The following is a 16,649-nucleotide window of genomic DNA, read 5'->3' as shown; positions in this document are numbered from 1 at the left end:
TTTTCGTGGCAGTTCTGGACTGCACTTATCAGAACGACGAGTTGATACCAAACTTGAAGTTCTGGATCTCGTCGAAGTCTTCCTTTGCAACCGGCACTGCGTAGTCGACACGCAGCGGTCCGAACGGCGAAGCCCAGATCAGGCTGACGCCGACGGAAGCGCGCAGCGAGGCGTCCGTACCGCGGGCGAACTCGCCCGCACCCGTCAGTTCCACATCGTTGCCATAGAGCGTACCGGCATCGACGAAGAAGGCGCCACGGAAGCCGCTGTCACGCGGAATGCCCGGCAGCGGGAACGAGGCTTCGGCCGAGGCGGTGAAATAGGTGGTGCCGCCGAGCGCGTCGCCATTGTTGACGCGCGGACCGATGCCATTGCGTTCGAAGCCGCGGATGTCGTTGCTGCCCAGCTGGAACTGGTCGAAGACTTCCATCGAGCCGGAGGTCTTGAAGAGGTGCCCGGCGCTGCCGGCGAGTGAAGCGATGATGTCCGCCTCGTCGTTCACCGTGTAGTACCACTTGGCCTTACCCGTGAGCTTGTAGAAGTCGGACGTGCCGCCGAGGCCGGCGAACTCCTGCGTCACCGAGGCGAGGATACCCTCGTGCGGCAACTGCGCATCGTCCAGCGTGTTGTAGGTGACCGACTGCGATACCGACGAACGTGTCCACGGGCTGTCCTCGACCACGCGGTCATAGGGCGACGACAGCTCGTCCTGATCGCCGAAATATTCGAGCTCCGTGTAGTTGTAACGCAGCGTCGTCGACAGGTTCTCGGTGATCGGCGCGGTGACGCGCAGGCTGAAGCCCTGATCGTTGTAGCTGTAGTTGTCGTCGTCGTAGTCGTGCTCGTTCTTGAAGAGGTCAAAACCTGCGGCCAGGCGATAGCCGAGGAAGTAAGGCTCGGTGAACGAGACATTGTAGGTCTGGCTGTCTTCGCCCTTGCCGGCGGCCAGACGGATATATTGACCGCGTCCGAGGAAGTTCTTCTCTTCGATCGAGGCTTCGACGAGGAAGCCGCCGCCGCTGCCGGCGGCATAGCCGGCGCCGATGCCGAACGAACCGGTCGACTGGTCCTGCACGTCGACGACGACGATGACGCGGTCAGCCGCACTGCCCGGCTGGGTGGTGATGTTGACCGACGAGAAGTAGCCGAGGGCCTCGAGCCGGCGCTTGGCGCGGGCGATCATTTCCTGGTTGAAGGCGTCGCCTTCGCCGACATCGAATTCGCGGCGGATGACGTAGTCGCGCGTACGCGTATTGCCGCGGATCTCGATGCGCTCGACATAGGCGCGCTCACCCTGGTCGACGAGATAGTCGACGGCAATCGTGTGATTGGCGAGATCGCGATTGCCGCGCGGCGTCACGCGGGCGAACGGATAGCCCGCCGAGGCGACACGCTTGGAGATCGCGCTCATCGTGTCCTGGATGTCCTTGGCCTTGTAGACGGAGCCTTCATGGCTCTGCACGAGGCCTTTCAGCTCCTCGGCATTGATGCCCTCAACCGTCGACTCGACGTTGATGGCACCGAAGTCGTAGCGCGGACCTTCTTCGACAGTGATCGTCACCGTATATTCGTTGGTCGCCTCGTTGAGCGTTGCTTCGGACGAGATGATGTTGAAGTCGGCATAACCGCGATTGTAGTAGAATTGCCGCAGCAGCTCTTCGTCGGCACGCAGCTTGTCGGGGTTGTAGACGTCCTTGCGCGTCAGGAACGAGAAGATCCCGGATTCCTTGGTGGCAATCACCGACTGCAGGCGGCCGTCGCTGTAGGCCTCGTTGCCGACGAAATTGATCTGCGTGATCTTGGTGCGCTCGCCCTCGTTGATGACGAAGGCAAGGTTGACGCGGCCTTCGGCGATCGGCACGACCTGCGTCGTCACCGTCACGTCGCTGCGGCCGATGGCGGCATAGGCATCCTTGATGGCCTGGATATCAGTTTCGACGGTCGCCTCGCTGTAGGGACCGAGCGGCTGCGTGCGAACCACGCCCTGCAGCTTGTCGTCCTTGATCTTGCGGTTGCCGTTGAAGACGACCTGGTTGACGAGCTGATTCTCGCTGACATTCACGACGAGCGTGCCGCCGGAGATGCTGATGCTAACGTCGGAGAAATAGCCGGTTGCGTAGAGCCGCTTCACCGAAGCGTCGATATCCGCATTGCTGAAGCTCTTGCCGGGGACGATCGTAATGTTCGCGCGAACGGTTTCCGGGCTGACGCGCGTGGCGCCACGGACTTCAACACGATTGATGACCGCGGCCTGGGCGACCGACGCGCTCGCAACCAGTGCCGCACCGGTTCCTGTCGCAACCATGCTTGCCGACAGCGCAAACGCCGACACCGCGTTCAAAAACCTTGAACCAGCTTTCATTGCAATTCTTACCTTTTTCCAACGTCCCGCGGCAATTTCGTACCGACTCCGGTCACGGTTGCCGTTTTACCCGCTTTTCCCATACAAGCAAGCCAGCTCGTTAATTTCTGTTTACTTCAATTCGAACCGTGGCTTAACAGCCACTACGGCGTTGCGTTATCGTAAACAAATCGTTGCAAAGCAAGCGTGTGAAACTCGCTCGTCACAGCTTTCCCAAAAGTTCAGATCCCCTCGTCGGCGCCCATCAGTGCTAACCGAACAGCCAGTTGATGTCGTTCCAGGCGGCAAAGACCGTGAGCATCAGCACCATGGCGAAACCGATCCGGAATGCGAGTTCCTGGGCCGCCGGGCCGACCGGCTTGCCGCGCAACGCCTCGACCGCATAGAACATGAGATGGCCGCCATCAAGCACCGGAACCGGCATGAGGTTAAGCAATCCTATCGAGACCGAGAGGACGGCGGCAAAATTGAGCACTTCGGCGATGCCGAGCTTTGCCATCTGGCCGGACATCTGCGCGATGCGGATCGGCCCACCCACCTGATCGGCATTCATGCGGCCGACGAAGAGATTCGACAGATAGTCAAACGTACCGGTGACGATCCGCCAGCTCTGCAAGGCGCCCTGCCCGACCGCTTCGAGCGGGCCGTAGGTCTCGACACGGAAGTTGCCGGCCTCCTGATTCGTGCCGATGCCGATCTTTCCCTCCTCGACCTTGTTGCCGAGCGGATCGACGGATTCGGTGCGTTGCGGCACCATGTCGAGGTCGACGGTGGCGCCTGCGCGCTCTATGCGGACCTTGATCGGGAGTTCCGGACGAACACTGACGTAACGGCGCACGTCGTCGAAGGTGGCGATAGGCTTGCCGTCGATCGAAATCAACTTGTCGCCCGGCAGGACCCCGGCCTTTTCGGCCGCACTGCCGGGTGCGACGAAGGCCACCACCGGATCGGCCACGGCGCGGCCATAGATCGAGAAGAGAACGGCAAAGATGGCGATCGCCAAGAGGAAGTTGGCGATCGGGCCGGCCGCGACGGTTGCAGCCCGTTTCCACAGCTTGGCGCCGAGAAAGGTGCGGGCGCGCTCTTCCGGCCTGATCGTTTCCAGCCGCCGGTAGTCGGGCGTGCTTGCCGCATCCTCGTCGCCGAAGAATTTCACATAGCCGCCAAGCGGGATCGCGCAGAATTTCCACCTCGTTCCGTGCCGATCCGTCCAGCCGAAGAGCTCCGGGCCGAAGCCGACGGAGAAGGCAACGATGCGAATTCCGGACCAGCGGCCCACGAGGTAGTGCCCCATCTCATGGACGAAGACCAGCAAGGTCAGGAGGAACAGGAAGGTGGGAATGGTGTATTGAAGATTGTCTAGCAGAAGGCTCATATCGATTCCTATCGCATCCGCGTTGTCGCCGCCGTCAGACTTTGGATGCCGCGCGATCTTACCCTTATTTCTACCGGGATTTAAGGAAGTATGCAGCAGCGCCGGATGCGATGACGGAAGTGTGAGGTGATTTCCGGGCTAGAGGCCCAACAGGACGGAGGCGAAGTTCTCGTTCCTTCCGCCGCCGAGCAGGAGTTGAACAAGGACCAGAAGCAGCGCCGCGACACTGGCGAAGATCAACCCGTCGACGCGGTCCATAACGCCGCCGTGACCAGGGATCAGATGGCTCGAATCTTTCACGCCGAAGCGCCGCTTCACGAAGGATTCGAACAGGTCCCCGATCTGGCTTGCAATGGAGAGCAACAGCGCCGCGACCGGCATGCGCGCGTCGTCGAGCGAGAAATGGGCCATGAAGACGGCGACCCCGGCAAGAACGCCGCAGATCGCGCCGCCGACCGCGCCCGACCAGGTCTTGCCGGGCGAGATCGCTGGAGCCAGCTTCGGACCTCCGACCGCCCGCCCGACGAAATAGGCGAAGATGTCCGTTCCCCAGACCACGGCAAACACGAAGAGCATCGCAATGAGGCCCAGATAGTCCGCGCCACGGATCGCCGCCAGCGATATGCTTGTCAATCCGGCATAGGCGACGCCGGCCGGCAGCCACCAGCTCGTCCTCTTGATCAGCACCCAGAGAGTGGAAAGGACGATGCTGCCGGCAAGCACCGGCAGGCTGTAGGGCATATAGTCCATCAGCACCAAGGCGGCGATGACGGCCTGCGACAGCCAGCCGAGGGCATTGCCCTGGAAATCCCGCTCGGCAAGCTTGGTGATCGTCGACCATTCGTAATAGACGAGCAGGCCGATTGCGATAGACAGAAGCTGGAAGGCAAAGCCTCCGGCCCAGGTGGCACCGAGGGTTATCGCAGCAAGCACAATGCCCGATGCGATGCGGAGTTTGAGCTCTCTCTGCATCAGGACCCGACCGCCAAAGTCGGTTGCGGCAGCCCGCCGAACCGGCGTTCGCGGGAGGCATATTTCTCGATGGCGGCGACGAATGTCTCGCGCGTGAAGTCCGGCCAGAGTTCGGGAACGAACAGCAATTCGGAATAGGCCCCCTGCCAGAGCAGAAAGTTTGAAAGACGCTCCTCGCCGCTCGTCCGCAGGATGAGATCAGGGTCCGGAATGCCGGCGGTGTCGAGCGCCGCCGCTATGCGGTCGACGGTAATCTCGTCCGGGTGAAGGCGGCCGGCCGCCACCTCTTCTCCAAGACGCCGCATCGCTCTCGCCAATTCGTCGCGGGCGCCGTAGTTGAACGCGATCACAAGCGTGATCCCGGTGTTGGCGAACGTCGTCTCCTCGGCCTCGAGCAGGAGCGGCAGGATGTCGCCGCCCAAGTTGCCCCGGTCGCCGATGACGCGGATACGGACGTTTTCGCGGTGAAGGTCCGCGAGATCCCGGCGGATGAAGGCCTTGAGCAGGCCCATGAGATCGCTAACCTCGTCTTCCGGCCTGCTCCAGTTCTCGGAAGAGAATGCGAACAGCGTCAGATAGCGGATGCCGAGCTCGGCGGCAGTCTTGACGGCACCGCGCACCGCCTCGACGCCCTTGCGGTGTCCCATGGTGCGGGGCAGTCCACGCGCGTTCGCCCAACGACCGTTGCCGTCCATTATGATGGCGACGTGAGCCGGCACGTTTGTGGGAACGAAATCTTGCATGGGCCGTCCGAAACTAGAGACTCGATTTTTCCGCGGTCAGACCTGCATGATTTCCTTTTCCTTCTCCGCGAGCAAGCGGTCGATTTCGGAAATCACTTCGTCGGTCATCTTTTGCACCCGCTCGGACTGAGCACGGCTCTCGTCCTGGCCGATGTCACCATCCTTTTCGGCTTTTTTCAGGCCGTCCATGCCGTCTCGGCGGACGTGGCGCACGGCCACTTTGCTCTTCTCGGCATAGTCGTGGGCGACCTTGACGAGGGACTTGCGGCGTTCCTCGTTCAGCTCCGGCAACGGAATGCGCAGATTCTGCCCATCGATGATCGGGTTGAGACCAAGATTGGACTCCCGGATCGCCCGATCCACGGCGCCGACCATCGACTTGTCCCAAACGGAAACCGAGAGCATCCGCGCCTCCGGGACGGTGATGTTGGCGACTTGGTTCAGGGGCATGCGCGAACCGTAGGCTTCGACGGTCACCGGATCGAGAACGTTCGCGGATGCACGACCGGTCCGCAGCGATGCGATGTCGTGCTTGAAAGCGGCGATCGCTCCGTCCATGCGGCGCTTCAATTCCTTCAGATCCACACCTTCACTCATGGTTCAGACTCCCATTTCTTCATCTCGGCGGCCGTCCCGGCCTCTGCAGATTATCAATTATCAGACACGATGGTGGCACGACCGCCACCGGTCAATATGTCCGCGAAGCCGCCCTTCTCATGGATCGAGAACACGACGATTGGAATGGCATTTTCCCGCGCCAGTGCCACGGCAGCAACGTCCATGACGGCGAGCCCCTTCTCGAGAACTTCGCTGTGGGTCAGGCGGTCGAAGCGCGTCGCGGACGGGTCCTTCTTCGGATCGGCGGAATAGATGCCGTCGACCTGAGTGCCCTTGAAGATCGCCTCGGCGCCCATCTCGGCGGCGCGGAGCGCCGCTGCGGAATCCGTCGTGAAGAAGGGATTGCCCGTGCCACCGGCGAAGATCACGACGCGGCCGAGCGAAAGGTGATAGAGCGTGGCGCGCTGCGAGAAGCTCTCGCAGATCTCCGGCATGGCGATCGCCGACAGCACCACCGTATCGATATCGAGCTTGCGCAGCGACGTCGCCAGCGCAAGCGCATTGATGACGGTCGCCAACATGCCCATGTGGTCGCCTGTCACCCGGTCGCCGCCCTTCGAGGCGACGGCGACGCCGCGGAAGATGTTGCCGCCACCGACGACGACACCGACTTCGACACCCATGGCCCGCGCCTCGGCAATGTCCGAGGCGATACGGTCGGCGACGGCGACGTCGATGCCGAAACCCTGGCTTCCCATCAAGGCTTCACCGGAGGCTTTGAGAAGAACGCGCTTGTAGATTGGCTTGGCCGACATCATCACTCCTGAGCAGATCGGCACGCATGGGCGACAGGCGCACACAGCGGCATGAGGACAATTCGTCTTGCGTGGTATCGACCGCCCCTGGCACAGCCCCGGCGGGTCCGCCGCAATAACGCATGCCGGATACACGAAGGGCACCGCGTTGTCACGCGATGCCCCCAGCTTTTCCCAATTGGAAAGAAGAAATCAACCCTTTGCGGCTGCTGCGACTTCCGCCGCGAAATCGGACTCTTCCTTCTGAACGCCTTCGCCGAGCAGCAGACGTGCGATACCGGCAACTTCGATCGGCGCACCGACGGTCTTCTCGGCTTCCTTGATCGCCGCCTCGACCGTCTGGTCGGGGTTCATGACAAAAGCCTGCGACAGGAGCGCAACTTCCTCGAAGAACTTGCGCATGCGGCCGTCGACCATCTTTTCGATGATGTTGTCCGGCTTGCCGGAAGCGCGCGACTGTTCGATGAAGACGTTGCGCTCACGCTCGGCGACGGCCGGGTCGATCTCGCTCGGGCGAACGGCAAGCGGGTTGGTCGCGGCGACGTGCATCGCAACCTGACGGCCGATCGCATTCAGCGCTTCCTTGTCGCCGGTCGACTTCAGAGCAACCAGCACGCCGAGCTTGCCGATGCCGTCGCCGGCGGCGTTGTGGATGTAGGTCGCAACTACGCCGTCCTCAACCTTGAGGAGGGCGGCACGGCGCAGCGTCATGTTTTCGCCGATCGTCGCGATGGCGTCCTTGATCGTATCCTCGACGGACTTGCCGGTTGCCGGATAGGCCGCCCTGGCGACAGCCTCAACAGTGCCTTCGGTACCCAGCGCGACATTGGCGACGCCGCGGACGAGGTCCTGGAAAGCGTCGTTGCGGGCCACGAAGTCGGTCTCGGAGTTGATTTCGACGACAACGGCCGTGTTGCCGGCACTGGCGATGCCGATGAGGCCTTCGGCAGCCGTGCGGCCGGACTTCTTGTCGGCCTTGGCAATGCCCTTGGCGCGCAGCCAGTCGATGGCGGCTTCCATGTCGCCGTTGGTCTCGGCCAGCGCCTTCTTGCAATCCATCATGCCTGCGCCGGTCTTTTCGCGCAGATCCTTCACCATTGCGGCAGTAACAGTCATCTTCTTGCCTCTTTGTCTGTTTCGCTGGCGCGCCAATCGCGGGTGGCGCCGTGCCAGTGGGTTTGGCAGGGAATGGCCCTTCAGTGTGACATCGTTATGACGCTGCCGTCGCGATGCTTGCGCGGGCAAAAACGTCTGCCCGACCGCACCATTCCTCGCTGAAAAAGAACAAGGCCGTTCAGATTTTCATCACAAACGGCCTCGTCCCGATATTTCATGGGTACGGCAGCCACGTATCGGCTGCCGTGGGCCAGATCAGGCTTCGGACGATTCGTCGAGAGCCGGCTCGACCGGTGCCTCTTCGGCTGCGCCGAGGTCACGGCCGGCAGCGCCCTGCTGACGGGCAATGCCGTCGATGGCAGCACGGGCGATGAGATCGCAATAGAGAGCGACCGCGCGCGATGCGTCATCGTTGCCCGGGATCGGGTAGTCGATCTGGTCCGGATCGCAGTTGGAGTCGATGACGGCGACGACCGGAATACCAAGGCGCTTGGCTTCTTCGATCGCAATCGATTCCTTGTTGGTGTCGATGATGAACATCAGGTCCGGCGTGCCGCCCATGTCGCGGATACCGCCAAGCGCCCGGTTCAGCTTCTCGCGCTCACGCTCGAGGTTCAGACGCTCCTTCTTGGTGAAGCCGGAAGCTTCGGAAGCGAGGATTTCGTCGAGCTTGCGCAGGCGCTGGATCGAGTTCGAGATCGTCTTCCAGTTGGTCATCATGCCGCCGAGCCAGCGAGCATTGACGTAATACTGGGCGGAGCGCTTGGCAGCGTCGGCGATGATCTCGGAGGCCTGGCGCTTGGTGCCGACGAAGAGCACGCGTCCGCCATTGGCAACGGTGTCGCTGACGACCTGCAGGGCGCGCGACAGCATCGGAACGGTCTGGGCGAGGTCGATGATGTGAACGTTGTTACGATCGCCGAAGATGTACGGCTTCATCTTCGGGTTCCAGCGGTGCGTCTGGTGGCCGAAGTGCACGCCTGCTTCGAGAAGCTGGCGCATGGTAAAGTCAGGCAATGCCATGCCTTTTTCTCCTTTTCCGGTTGAACCTCCGCAAGGCGTCGAACGCATCTAGATGCGCCCACCGGCGGAACAATCCGGATTTCTCCCGGAAAATCCCATGCCTCACGTGTGGAATGGGCAGCCCCTTAGCTGCAACTGCCCGATAAATCAAGTCAGCAAGTCAGTTTTTTGCCGCGACTGCTCTGCACAGCTCCGGCGATGGCCGCTACTTGCACTCTTCCGCGTTGAAGACTTCGAGATCGGCAAGCTTGCCGCTGAGCACGAAGTCACCATAGTCCATCGTCAGGTCGCGAGTGACGCCATTCTCGTAGAGCTTGAAGGACATGCGGTAGATTGGCAAAGCGTCGCCGCTCGCCTCGTCGTTGAAATAGGAGATCGTCACCGGCCAATAGCTTTCACCGGCGAGCTTGCCCGCCTTGCCGGCGTCCGCATCGTCGGGGGCGGGCTTGCGCGGCTTGCCGACGAAGGTCGAGGTGATCAGCGTCTTGTCACCCGAATCGGACCCGTCGAAGATGCGGGATTCGAAAAGGCCCTCGCCGCGCTTGGCCCGCTCGATCACCTCCAGCATATGCTCGGTCGGGAAGCGGCTTTGGGCGAGCGCTACCTCGCGTTTGTCAGGCGCCGTCAGTTCCACCTTGACGCCGGACTTGTCGTCGTGAGCGTTGCCGCGCACTTCCTTGTCCAGCTTCTCGTCGGTGAAGGAGCGGGTGAGAAAGCGAAAGCTCCTGTTCTTCAAGTCCTCGTAGGTGGTGGTCTGCTGGTCGGTCAGGCGAACTTCCTCGCCGGTATCGACCTGGGTGACGAAGCGGAAGCTCACTGTATATCCCTCGCAAGCCGACCCATTGAACTCATAGACCATGCGTCCATACATGCCGGTGATGCCGGAGCGATCGGAGGCATTCTTCAGTTCGAGATCGTAGACGGCGCGGTGCGGCGTCAATGCGGCCGCATAGGCACCGCCAGCGACGGTCACGGCGGCGAGGCAGACGCTCCCCAGAGCGAGAAGACCAAAGCCTTTACGAAACATCCGTTTCCTCCTGTTGGACTCGCCGGCAATGGGATAAACAAACATTCGGCAGAAGCGAGGCAGATCCGGTCCGTGCCTGTCGCGATCCCCGCTTCGCATGCAGGATTTTAGCACAAAAGACAACAAGGGAGCCCTCCATGTCCGCAGAGATTGAAACGCGTCTCAACGAACTTGGTATCGTCATTCCGGAGGCGGTTGCGCCGGTCGCCAACTACGTGCCTTACGTCATCACCGGCTCGACGCTCTACATCTCCGGCCAACTGCCGATGGAAAGCGGAAAGGTCGCGATCACCGGCCATGTCGGCAAGGATGTCGACGTCGCCGCGGCGCAGCGTGCCGCCGAACTCTGCGCGATCAACATTCTGGCCCAGGCCAAAGCGGCGCTCGGCGGCGACCTCGGACGCATCCGCCGCCTCGTGAAGATCAATGGCTTCGTCGCCTCGGTTCCCGAATTCACCGAACAACATCTCGTCATTAATGGCGCGTCGAACCTCCTTGCCAACGTGCTCGGCGAAGCCGGCAAGCATGCGCGCGCCGCCGTCGGCATGGCGTCCCTGCCCTTCAACGCGGCCGTCGAAATCGACGCCATCCTCGAAATCGCCTGACCGGGTCGCTTCATGAAGGATATTTCCTGGCTTAAAGCCCAGCCGATCGCCCACCGCGGCTATCACGACATGAATCGAGAGGTCTGGGAAAACACGCTTTCGGCCTTTTCCCGCGCTGCGGAGGCGGGCTTTGCGATCGAATGCGATCTGCAGTTTACCGCCGATAGCCTTCCGGTCGTCTTCCACGACCACGATCTGCAGCGCCTCTGCGGCATCAGGGGAGACGTTCGGGCGAAGACCGCCGGCGAACTCGGCCTATTGTCGATCGGCGGCACGAAGGACAGGATTCCGACGCTCAAGCAGATGCTTCGTCTCGTCGACGGGCGGGTTCCTCTCGTGCTTGAACTCAAGGGCCGCAAAAACGACGACGAGGGGTTCGCGGCGGCCGTGCTCGACACGCTCGAGGACTACGCAGGGCCAGTCGCTCTGATGAGCTTCGACCATTGGCTGCTCAAGGACCTGAAGGCGCTAGACGCCCCCTATCCGCTCGGTCTCACCGCCGATGGCGCCAATCCCGAGAAATTCTTCGTGCACGAGGAAGCCATGCAGCTCGGGCTGGACTTCATTTCCTATTTCTACGGGGACCTGCCGAATCCCTTCATAACCAAGGAGCGCGCCATGGGCCGCACCGTCATCACCTGGACGGTGCGTGATGGCCGGGCGCAGGAGCACAGCTTCGCCCATGCCGATCAGATGACGTTCGAGGGTTTCGATCCAAGGGAGACCATGATTTCCTAGGCGCATGTCAGACGCGATCAACATCCGCATAGAGCATTCGTTCACTTCGATACCACCGGCGAGCTGGGACAGGCTTACCGGCGCTTCGAAGACCTCTCCCGGCATGCCCTACAACCCCTTCCTATCGCATGCCTATCTCTCGGCGCTCGAGGAGTCCGGTTCGGCGACGACGGAGACGGGCTGGCTCGGTCAGCACCTGCTGCTCGAGGATGCGGACGGCTCGTTGCGCGGCGCGCTCGTCTGCTACCTGAAGAACCACAGCCAGGGAGAATATGTCTTCGATCATGGATGGGCGAACGCCTTCGAGCGCGCCGGCGGCCGCTATTATCCGAAGCTGCAATGTTCCATACCGTTCACGCCGGTGACCGGGCCGCGCCTGCTCAGTGCCGCGGGCGGCGATCTAAAACCGGTGCGGGAAGGGCTTGCCGCCGGCCTCAAGGAGCTTTCGCGCCGGCACGGCGTCTCCTCCGCCCACGTCACCTTCGTGCTGCCCGAGGAGATGCCGATCTTCGAGCGCTCCGGATTTCTGCACCGAACCGACCAGCAGTTCCACTTCATCAATGAAGGCTACGGCTCGCACGACGATTTCCTTGCAACGCTCGCGTCGCGAAAACGCAAGGCGCTGAAACGGGAGCGTCGCGCCGCAGTCGAGAACGGGATCACCATCGAGTGGCTGACCGGCAGCGACCTCACCGAAGCGATATGGGACCAGTTCTTCGCCTTTTATATGGATACCGGCGGGCGCAAGTGGGGCCGGCCATACCTCACTCGCGCCTTCTATTCGCTGATCGGCGAGCGGATGGCCGACGACATTCTGCTGGTCATGGCCAAGCGCGGCGGCCGGTATATCGCCGGGGCGATCAATTTCATCGGCGGAGATGCGCTCTACGGCCGGCATTGGGGCTGCATCGAGGACCATCCCTTCCTGCATTTCGAGGTCTGCTACCACCAGGCGATCGACTTCGCGATTGAAAAGGGATTGCAGCGTGTCGAAGCGGGCGCGCAAGGCGAGCACAAGCTGGCGCGCGGCTACATGCCGGTGACGACCCATTCAGCCCATTTCATCACCCATCCGGGCCTGGCAAGAGCCGTCGCCGACTACCTGGAGCAGGAGCGCCGCGATGTGGAGGAGACTGGCGAATTCCTTGCGGAGCACGGCCCCTTCCGCAAGGGTGAGCGCCAACAGGATTGATAGGCAGCGGGACTTGCCGCTGCCAGCAAGAGGAAACGACATGAGCGGCTATGACACCAACAACATCTTCGCCAAGATATTGCGCGGCGAAATTCCCTCACACCGGGTCTATGAGGACGAGGCGACGGTGGCGTTCATGGATGTCATGCCGCAGGCGGAGGGGCACGTGCTCGTTCTGCCTAAGGCGCCGTCGCGCAACATCCTCGACGCCGACGTTGCCACCCTGCCGGCGCTGATCGCCACGGTCCAGAAGGTCGCGATCGCCGTCAAGGAAGCTTTCGGCGCCGACGGCGTGACGATCATGCAGTTCAACGAGGCGCCGGCCGGCCAGTCCGTCTTCCACCTGCATTTCCACGTTATCCCGCGCCGCGAGGGCACTCCGCTGAAGCCGCATTCCGGTAAGATGGAGGATGGCGACGTGCTGGCGGCGAATGCGGAGAAGATTCGCCGGGCGCTGTAGGCCCCCCTGTCAGAAACCCAGCCACCATAAGCCGCCGGCGAGCGTCAGAATCGCGGTCGCGATGCCAACTGCCGGCTTTTGCCTGGCAACAAAGAAGGCGACGGTGCCGACCAAGACGGCGCCGACCCGCAGCCAAAGCGGCGACTGCGCCAGCACTCCAGTCGGGTAAAGGATAAGCTTGGCGATCACTGCGGCAACCAGGGCGGTCGCGACCGCCCTCACCCAGTTCAAAGCCTCCGAATCATCGCGAAGTCGCTTGCCTGCAAGCACGCCCAGCCAGCGCCACAGGTCGGTCGCCAGCCACCCGGCTATCGCTATGAAGGCATAAGCCCACCATCCGTCCGTCCAGGTCACGGGCGCGCCTCCCGCCTGGAACGCCAGAGACGCTCCGCGCCCCAGGCGAGCGTGCCGCCGCCGACGCCCGCCAACAGAACGTCGAACTCCGGTGCGATCCAGTAGAACAGCGGACCTGCAACGAGACCCACCGCAAGCGCCACGTAGATAACCGGGTGGCGGGCCGAATGCCAGATCGAGGCAAGGAAATAGACCGGCGTCAGAAAGAAAAGGCAGCCTGCCACCACCGGCGGAAACTCGGCGACAAGGTGATAGACGACGCCAACCAGCACCATGTTTGCCGCGACGAGCGTCATCCCGAAGCCGGCGAAGAAGGCGACGCGATGCTCGCGCGGAACCTTTGGCACACGCTCCATCGCAAAGACCCACGCGGTAATGGCGATAAAGTGCGACAGAATGAGAAGCAGCCAAGTCGGCGTTCTGGAGCCACGTAGTTCGGGGACTAGCGCCGCAACCATCGGCATCAGGCGGACCGACGAGAGTGTGACCGCCAGGAACGCCGTCGCGAGGCTCGCGCCGCTCATGATCGAGCTGACGAGAATGACCTTCGCCGGCAGAGCCCAGACGATGCCGGTCATGAAGACGACCTGCTCCGGCGGGATGCCTGCCTGAGCGGTCAGGGAGCAGAAGCCGACGAAGGAGAGCATAAGTATGATCGCCGGTAGACTGAAAATCCCCCGAGCCCCGGTCAGAAACCAGGCCAGCGCCGACCGTTCGTCTTCGATATCATCCATTGAATCACGCGGAATGAGATCGCCCCTCAACAAGACGGTGCCGGGTGAACCACCCGGCACCGTCAGGCGAAAATGGCGATGGCGCTATTTCTTACGCGGAACCTTGGGAACCGTTCTCCCCTTCAGCGGAGCCGCATCCGAAGCGGCTTTGGCGGCCTTCTTCGGCTTCGACTTCGGAGCTGCCTCGGCGGCGACGGTTTCCTTCTCTTCCGACTTCTTCGGCTTGGCGTTCTTACCGGGCCGCGACACTTCCGCCTTCGGCTTGATCGGTGCCGTCTCCGGCACGGCATCGAGGATCAGCCCCTTGGTGCCGTCTTCCTTCATGCCGATCGTCACCTTGACGACGCCGCCCTTCTTGAGCTTGCCGAAGAGGATTTCGTCGGCGAGCGGCTTCTTGATGTTTTCCTGAATGACGCGTGCCAGCGGCCGCGCGCCCATCTTTTCGTCGTAGCCCTTGTCCGCGAGCCAGGCTATCGCCTCCGGCGCGAGGTCGAAGGTGACGTTGCGCTCGGCCAACTGCGTCTCGAGTTGCATGACGAATTTCTGCACGACCTGGTGAATGACAGGCGTCGGCAGAGAGTTGAACGGAATGACCGCATCCAGGCGGTTGCGGAACTCCGGTGTGAACAGGCGGTTCAGCGCCTCGATGTCCTCGCCCTCGCGCTTCGATGAGCCGAAGCCGATCGCCGGGCGCGCCATGTCGGAGGCGCCCGCGTTGGTCGTCATGATCAGGATGACGTTGCGGAAGTCGATCTTCTTGCCGTTATGGTCCGTCAGCGAGCCGTGATCCATCACCTGCAGCAGGATGTTGAAGAGGTCCGGATGCGCCTTTTCGATCTCGTCGAGCAGCAGCACGCAGTGCGGATGCTGGTCGACGCCGTCGGTCAGCAGGCCGCCCTGGTCGAAACCGACATAGCCGGGAGGTGCGCCGAGCAGGCGCGAAACCGTGTGCCGCTCCATGTATTCCGACATATCGAAGCGCAGCAGCTCGACGCCGAGCGACGTCGCCAACTGTTTCGCCACTTCCGTCTTGCCGACGCCGGTCGGACCGGAGAACACATAGCAGCCGATCGGCTTGTTCGGTTCGCGCAGGCCGGCACGTGCGAGCTTGATCGACGAGGCGAGCGCCTCGATCGCCAGATCCTGGCCGTAGACGACGGAACGAAGTTCCTTCTCAAGATTGGCGAGAACGGCTTCGTCGTCCTTCGAAACCGACTTCGGCGGGATGCGCGCCATAGTGGCCACTGTCGCCTCGATTTCCCTTTCGGTGATCAGCTTGCGGCGTTTGCTGACTGGCAGCAGCATTTGGGCCGCACCCGATTCGTCGATCACGTCGATCGCCTTGTCGGGCAGCTTGCGGTCATTGATGTAGCGGGCCGAAAGCTCGACCGCCGCCCTGATCGCCTCGTTCGAATATTTGAGGTGGTGATACTCCTCGAAATAGGGCTTCAGCCCGCGCATGATCTCGATCGCGTCGGCAACCGTCGGCTCGTTGACATCGATCTTCTGGAAACGGCGGACGAGCGCCCGATCCTTTTCGAAGAACTGGCGGTACTCCTTGTAGGTGGTCGAGCCGATGCAGCGGATCGAGCCGGAAGAGAGCGCCGGCTTCAAAAGGTTCGATGCGTCCATCGCACCGCCCGATGTCGCGCCCGCGCCGATCACCGTATGGATCTCGTCGATGAACAGGACCGCGCCGTGATATTCCTCGAGCTCCTTGACGACCTGCTTCAGGCGCTCTTCGAAATCGCCGCGATAGCGCGTGCCGGCGAGCAGCGTTCCCATGTCGAGCGCAAAGATCGTCGCGTCCTGAAGCGCCTCCGGCACCTGCTTCTCGACGATGCGCTTGGCAAGCCCCTCGGCGATCGCCGTCTTGCCGACGCCGGGATCGCCGACATAGAGCGGGTTGTTCTTGGACCTGCGGCAGAGCACTTGGATGGTTCGGTTCACCTCGGCGTGCCGGCCGATCAGCGGATCGATCTTTCCGGACTTGGCCTTTTCGTTCAGGTTGACGCAGTAGGCCGTCAGCGCATCCTGCTGCTTCTTCGGACCGGTCTCCTCGCTTTCGCGCGATGATTTCTGTTCCGAATCCTGATCCTCGGCGCCGCGCACCGGGCGCGATTCCGAGCTCCCGGGGCGCTTGCCGATGCCATGAGAGATGAAGTTCACCGCATCGTAGCGGGTCATCTCCTGCTCCTGCAGGAAATAGGCCGCATGGCTCTCGCGCTCGGCAAAGATCGCGACGAGCACATTGGCTCCCGTCACCTCTTCGCGGCCGGAGGATTGAACATGAATGACGGCCCGCTGGATGACGCGCTGGAAGCCGGCGGTGGGCTTGGAATCTTCATCGTAGCCGGTGATCAGATTGGACAATTCGTTGTCGACATAGTCCGTCACGGTCTTGCGAAGTGTTTCTAGATTTACATTGCACGCGCCCATCACGGCCGCCGCATCGGCATCATCGATCAATGCCAGCAGCAGGTGCTCGAGCGTCGCATATTCATGATGGCGCTCGTTGGCAAAAGTCAGTGCCTGATGCAGCGCCTTTTCGAGGCTGGGCGAAAAAGTTGGCACG

At 62.0% G+C, this 16,649-nt stretch carries 16 protein-coding genes; 4 read left to right on the top strand and 12 right to left on the bottom strand.

The features are described from left to right. Positions 1 to 28: 28 nt before the first annotated feature. The 9 genes from bamA to SS05631_RS05965 form a co-directional block, all read right to left on the bottom strand. On the bottom strand, positions 29 to 2,362 hold the full coding sequence (bamA, locus tag SS05631_RS06005; protein ID WP_037422998.1) for an outer membrane protein assembly factor BamA: 2,334 nt from the start codon (positions 2,360 to 2,362) through the stop codon (positions 29 to 31). A gap of 250 nt (positions 2,363 to 2,612) precedes the next feature. Then, positions 2,613 to 3,737 (bottom strand): RIP metalloprotease RseP, encoded by a 1,125-nt coding sequence (rseP, locus tag SS05631_RS06000; RefSeq protein WP_037423001.1) that lies wholly within the window; start codon positions 3,735 to 3,737, stop codon positions 2,613 to 2,615. Between the two features lie 138 nt (positions 3,738 to 3,875). After that, entirely contained in the window at positions 3,876 to 4,709 is an 834-nt protein-coding gene (locus tag SS05631_RS05995) for a phosphatidate cytidylyltransferase (RefSeq protein WP_037423003.1), read from the bottom strand. Beyond that, entirely contained in the window at positions 4,709 to 5,452 is a 744-nt protein-coding gene (locus SS05631_RS05990; protein WP_037423005.1) for an isoprenyl transferase, read from the bottom strand. The genes SS05631_RS05995 and SS05631_RS05990 overlap by 1 nt, the downstream gene beginning before the upstream one ends. Before the next feature lie 36 nt (positions 5,453 to 5,488). Further along, entirely contained in the window at positions 5,489 to 6,049 is a 561-nt protein-coding gene (gene frr / locus SS05631_RS05985; protein ID WP_037423008.1) for a ribosome recycling factor, read from the bottom strand. A gap of 53 nt (positions 6,050 to 6,102) precedes the next feature. Next, positions 6,103 to 6,825: a UMP kinase gene (gene pyrH, locus SS05631_RS05980; protein ID WP_037423036.1), complete on the bottom strand. Its 723-nt coding sequence runs from the start codon at positions 6,823 to 6,825 to the stop codon at positions 6,103 to 6,105. Positions 6,826 to 7,017: 192 nt separating this feature from the next. Continuing rightward, positions 7,018 to 7,941, bottom strand: coding sequence for a translation elongation factor Ts (tsf, locus tag SS05631_RS05975; RefSeq protein WP_037423011.1), 924 nt, complete (start codon positions 7,939 to 7,941; stop codon positions 7,018 to 7,020). 255 nt (positions 7,942 to 8,196) lie between these two features. Further along, positions 8,197 to 8,964 (bottom strand): 30S ribosomal protein S2, encoded by a 768-nt coding sequence (gene rpsB, locus SS05631_RS05970; protein ID WP_014328193.1) that lies wholly within the window; start codon positions 8,962 to 8,964, stop codon positions 8,197 to 8,199. 205 nt (positions 8,965 to 9,169) lie between these two features. Then, positions 9,170 to 9,991 (bottom strand): cell envelope integrity EipB family protein, encoded by an 822-nt coding sequence (locus SS05631_RS05965; protein ID WP_037423014.1) that lies wholly within the window; start codon positions 9,989 to 9,991, stop codon positions 9,170 to 9,172. 137 nt (positions 9,992 to 10,128) lie between these two features. On the opposite strand from SS05631_RS05965, the gene SS05631_RS05960 reads away from it, so the two are divergent. The 4 genes from SS05631_RS05960 to SS05631_RS05945 are packed head-to-tail and all read left to right on the top strand — an operon-like array spanning position 10,129 to position 12,986. Beyond that, positions 10,129 to 10,596, top strand: coding sequence for a RidA family protein (locus tag SS05631_RS05960; RefSeq protein ID WP_037423017.1), 468 nt, complete (start codon positions 10,129 to 10,131; stop codon positions 10,594 to 10,596). Positions 10,597 to 10,608: 12 nt separating this feature from the next. Further along, positions 10,609 to 11,334 (top strand): glycerophosphodiester phosphodiesterase, encoded by a 726-nt coding sequence (locus tag SS05631_RS05955; protein WP_037423022.1) that lies wholly within the window; start codon positions 10,609 to 10,611, stop codon positions 11,332 to 11,334. Between the two features lie 4 nt (positions 11,335 to 11,338). Then, complete coding sequence (locus SS05631_RS05950; RefSeq protein WP_037423024.1) at positions 11,339 to 12,526, top strand: GNAT family N-acetyltransferase; 1,188 nt, start codon at positions 11,339 to 11,341, stop codon at positions 12,524 to 12,526. 40 nt (positions 12,527 to 12,566) lie between these two features. Continuing rightward, the gene (locus tag SS05631_RS05945; RefSeq protein WP_037423026.1) at positions 12,567 to 12,986 is read left to right on the top strand and encodes an HIT family protein; all 420 of its coding nucleotides are present in this window, start codon (positions 12,567 to 12,569) and stop codon (positions 12,984 to 12,986) included. A 9-nt stretch (positions 12,987 to 12,995) separates the two neighbouring features. On the opposite strand, the gene SS05631_RS05940 is transcribed toward SS05631_RS05945, so the two are convergent. The 3 genes from SS05631_RS05940 to clpA form a co-directional block, all read right to left on the bottom strand. Beyond that, entirely contained in the window at positions 12,996 to 13,340 is a 345-nt protein-coding gene (locus tag SS05631_RS05940; RefSeq protein WP_037423028.1) for an AzlD domain-containing protein, read from the bottom strand. Then, on the bottom strand, positions 13,337 to 14,074 hold the full coding sequence (locus tag SS05631_RS05935) for an AzlC family ABC transporter permease (protein ID WP_037423030.1): 738 nt from the start codon (positions 14,072 to 14,074) through the stop codon (positions 13,337 to 13,339). Before SS05631_RS05935 ends, SS05631_RS05940 begins: the two co-directional genes overlap by 4 nt. Positions 14,075 to 14,158: 84 nt before the next feature. Then, on the bottom strand, positions 14,159 to 16,648 hold the full coding sequence (clpA, locus tag SS05631_RS05930; RefSeq protein WP_095677937.1) for an ATP-dependent Clp protease ATP-binding subunit ClpA: 2,490 nt from the start codon (positions 16,646 to 16,648) through the stop codon (positions 14,159 to 14,161). Position 16,649: the final 1 nt, after the last annotated feature.

Source organism: Sinorhizobium sp. CCBAU 05631 (assembly GCF_002288505.1).
In the GTDB taxonomy this organism is placed as follows: domain Bacteria; phylum Pseudomonadota; class Alphaproteobacteria; order Rhizobiales; family Rhizobiaceae; genus Sinorhizobium; species Sinorhizobium fredii_C.
This window is presented reverse-complemented; position numbering and strand designations above follow the sequence as displayed.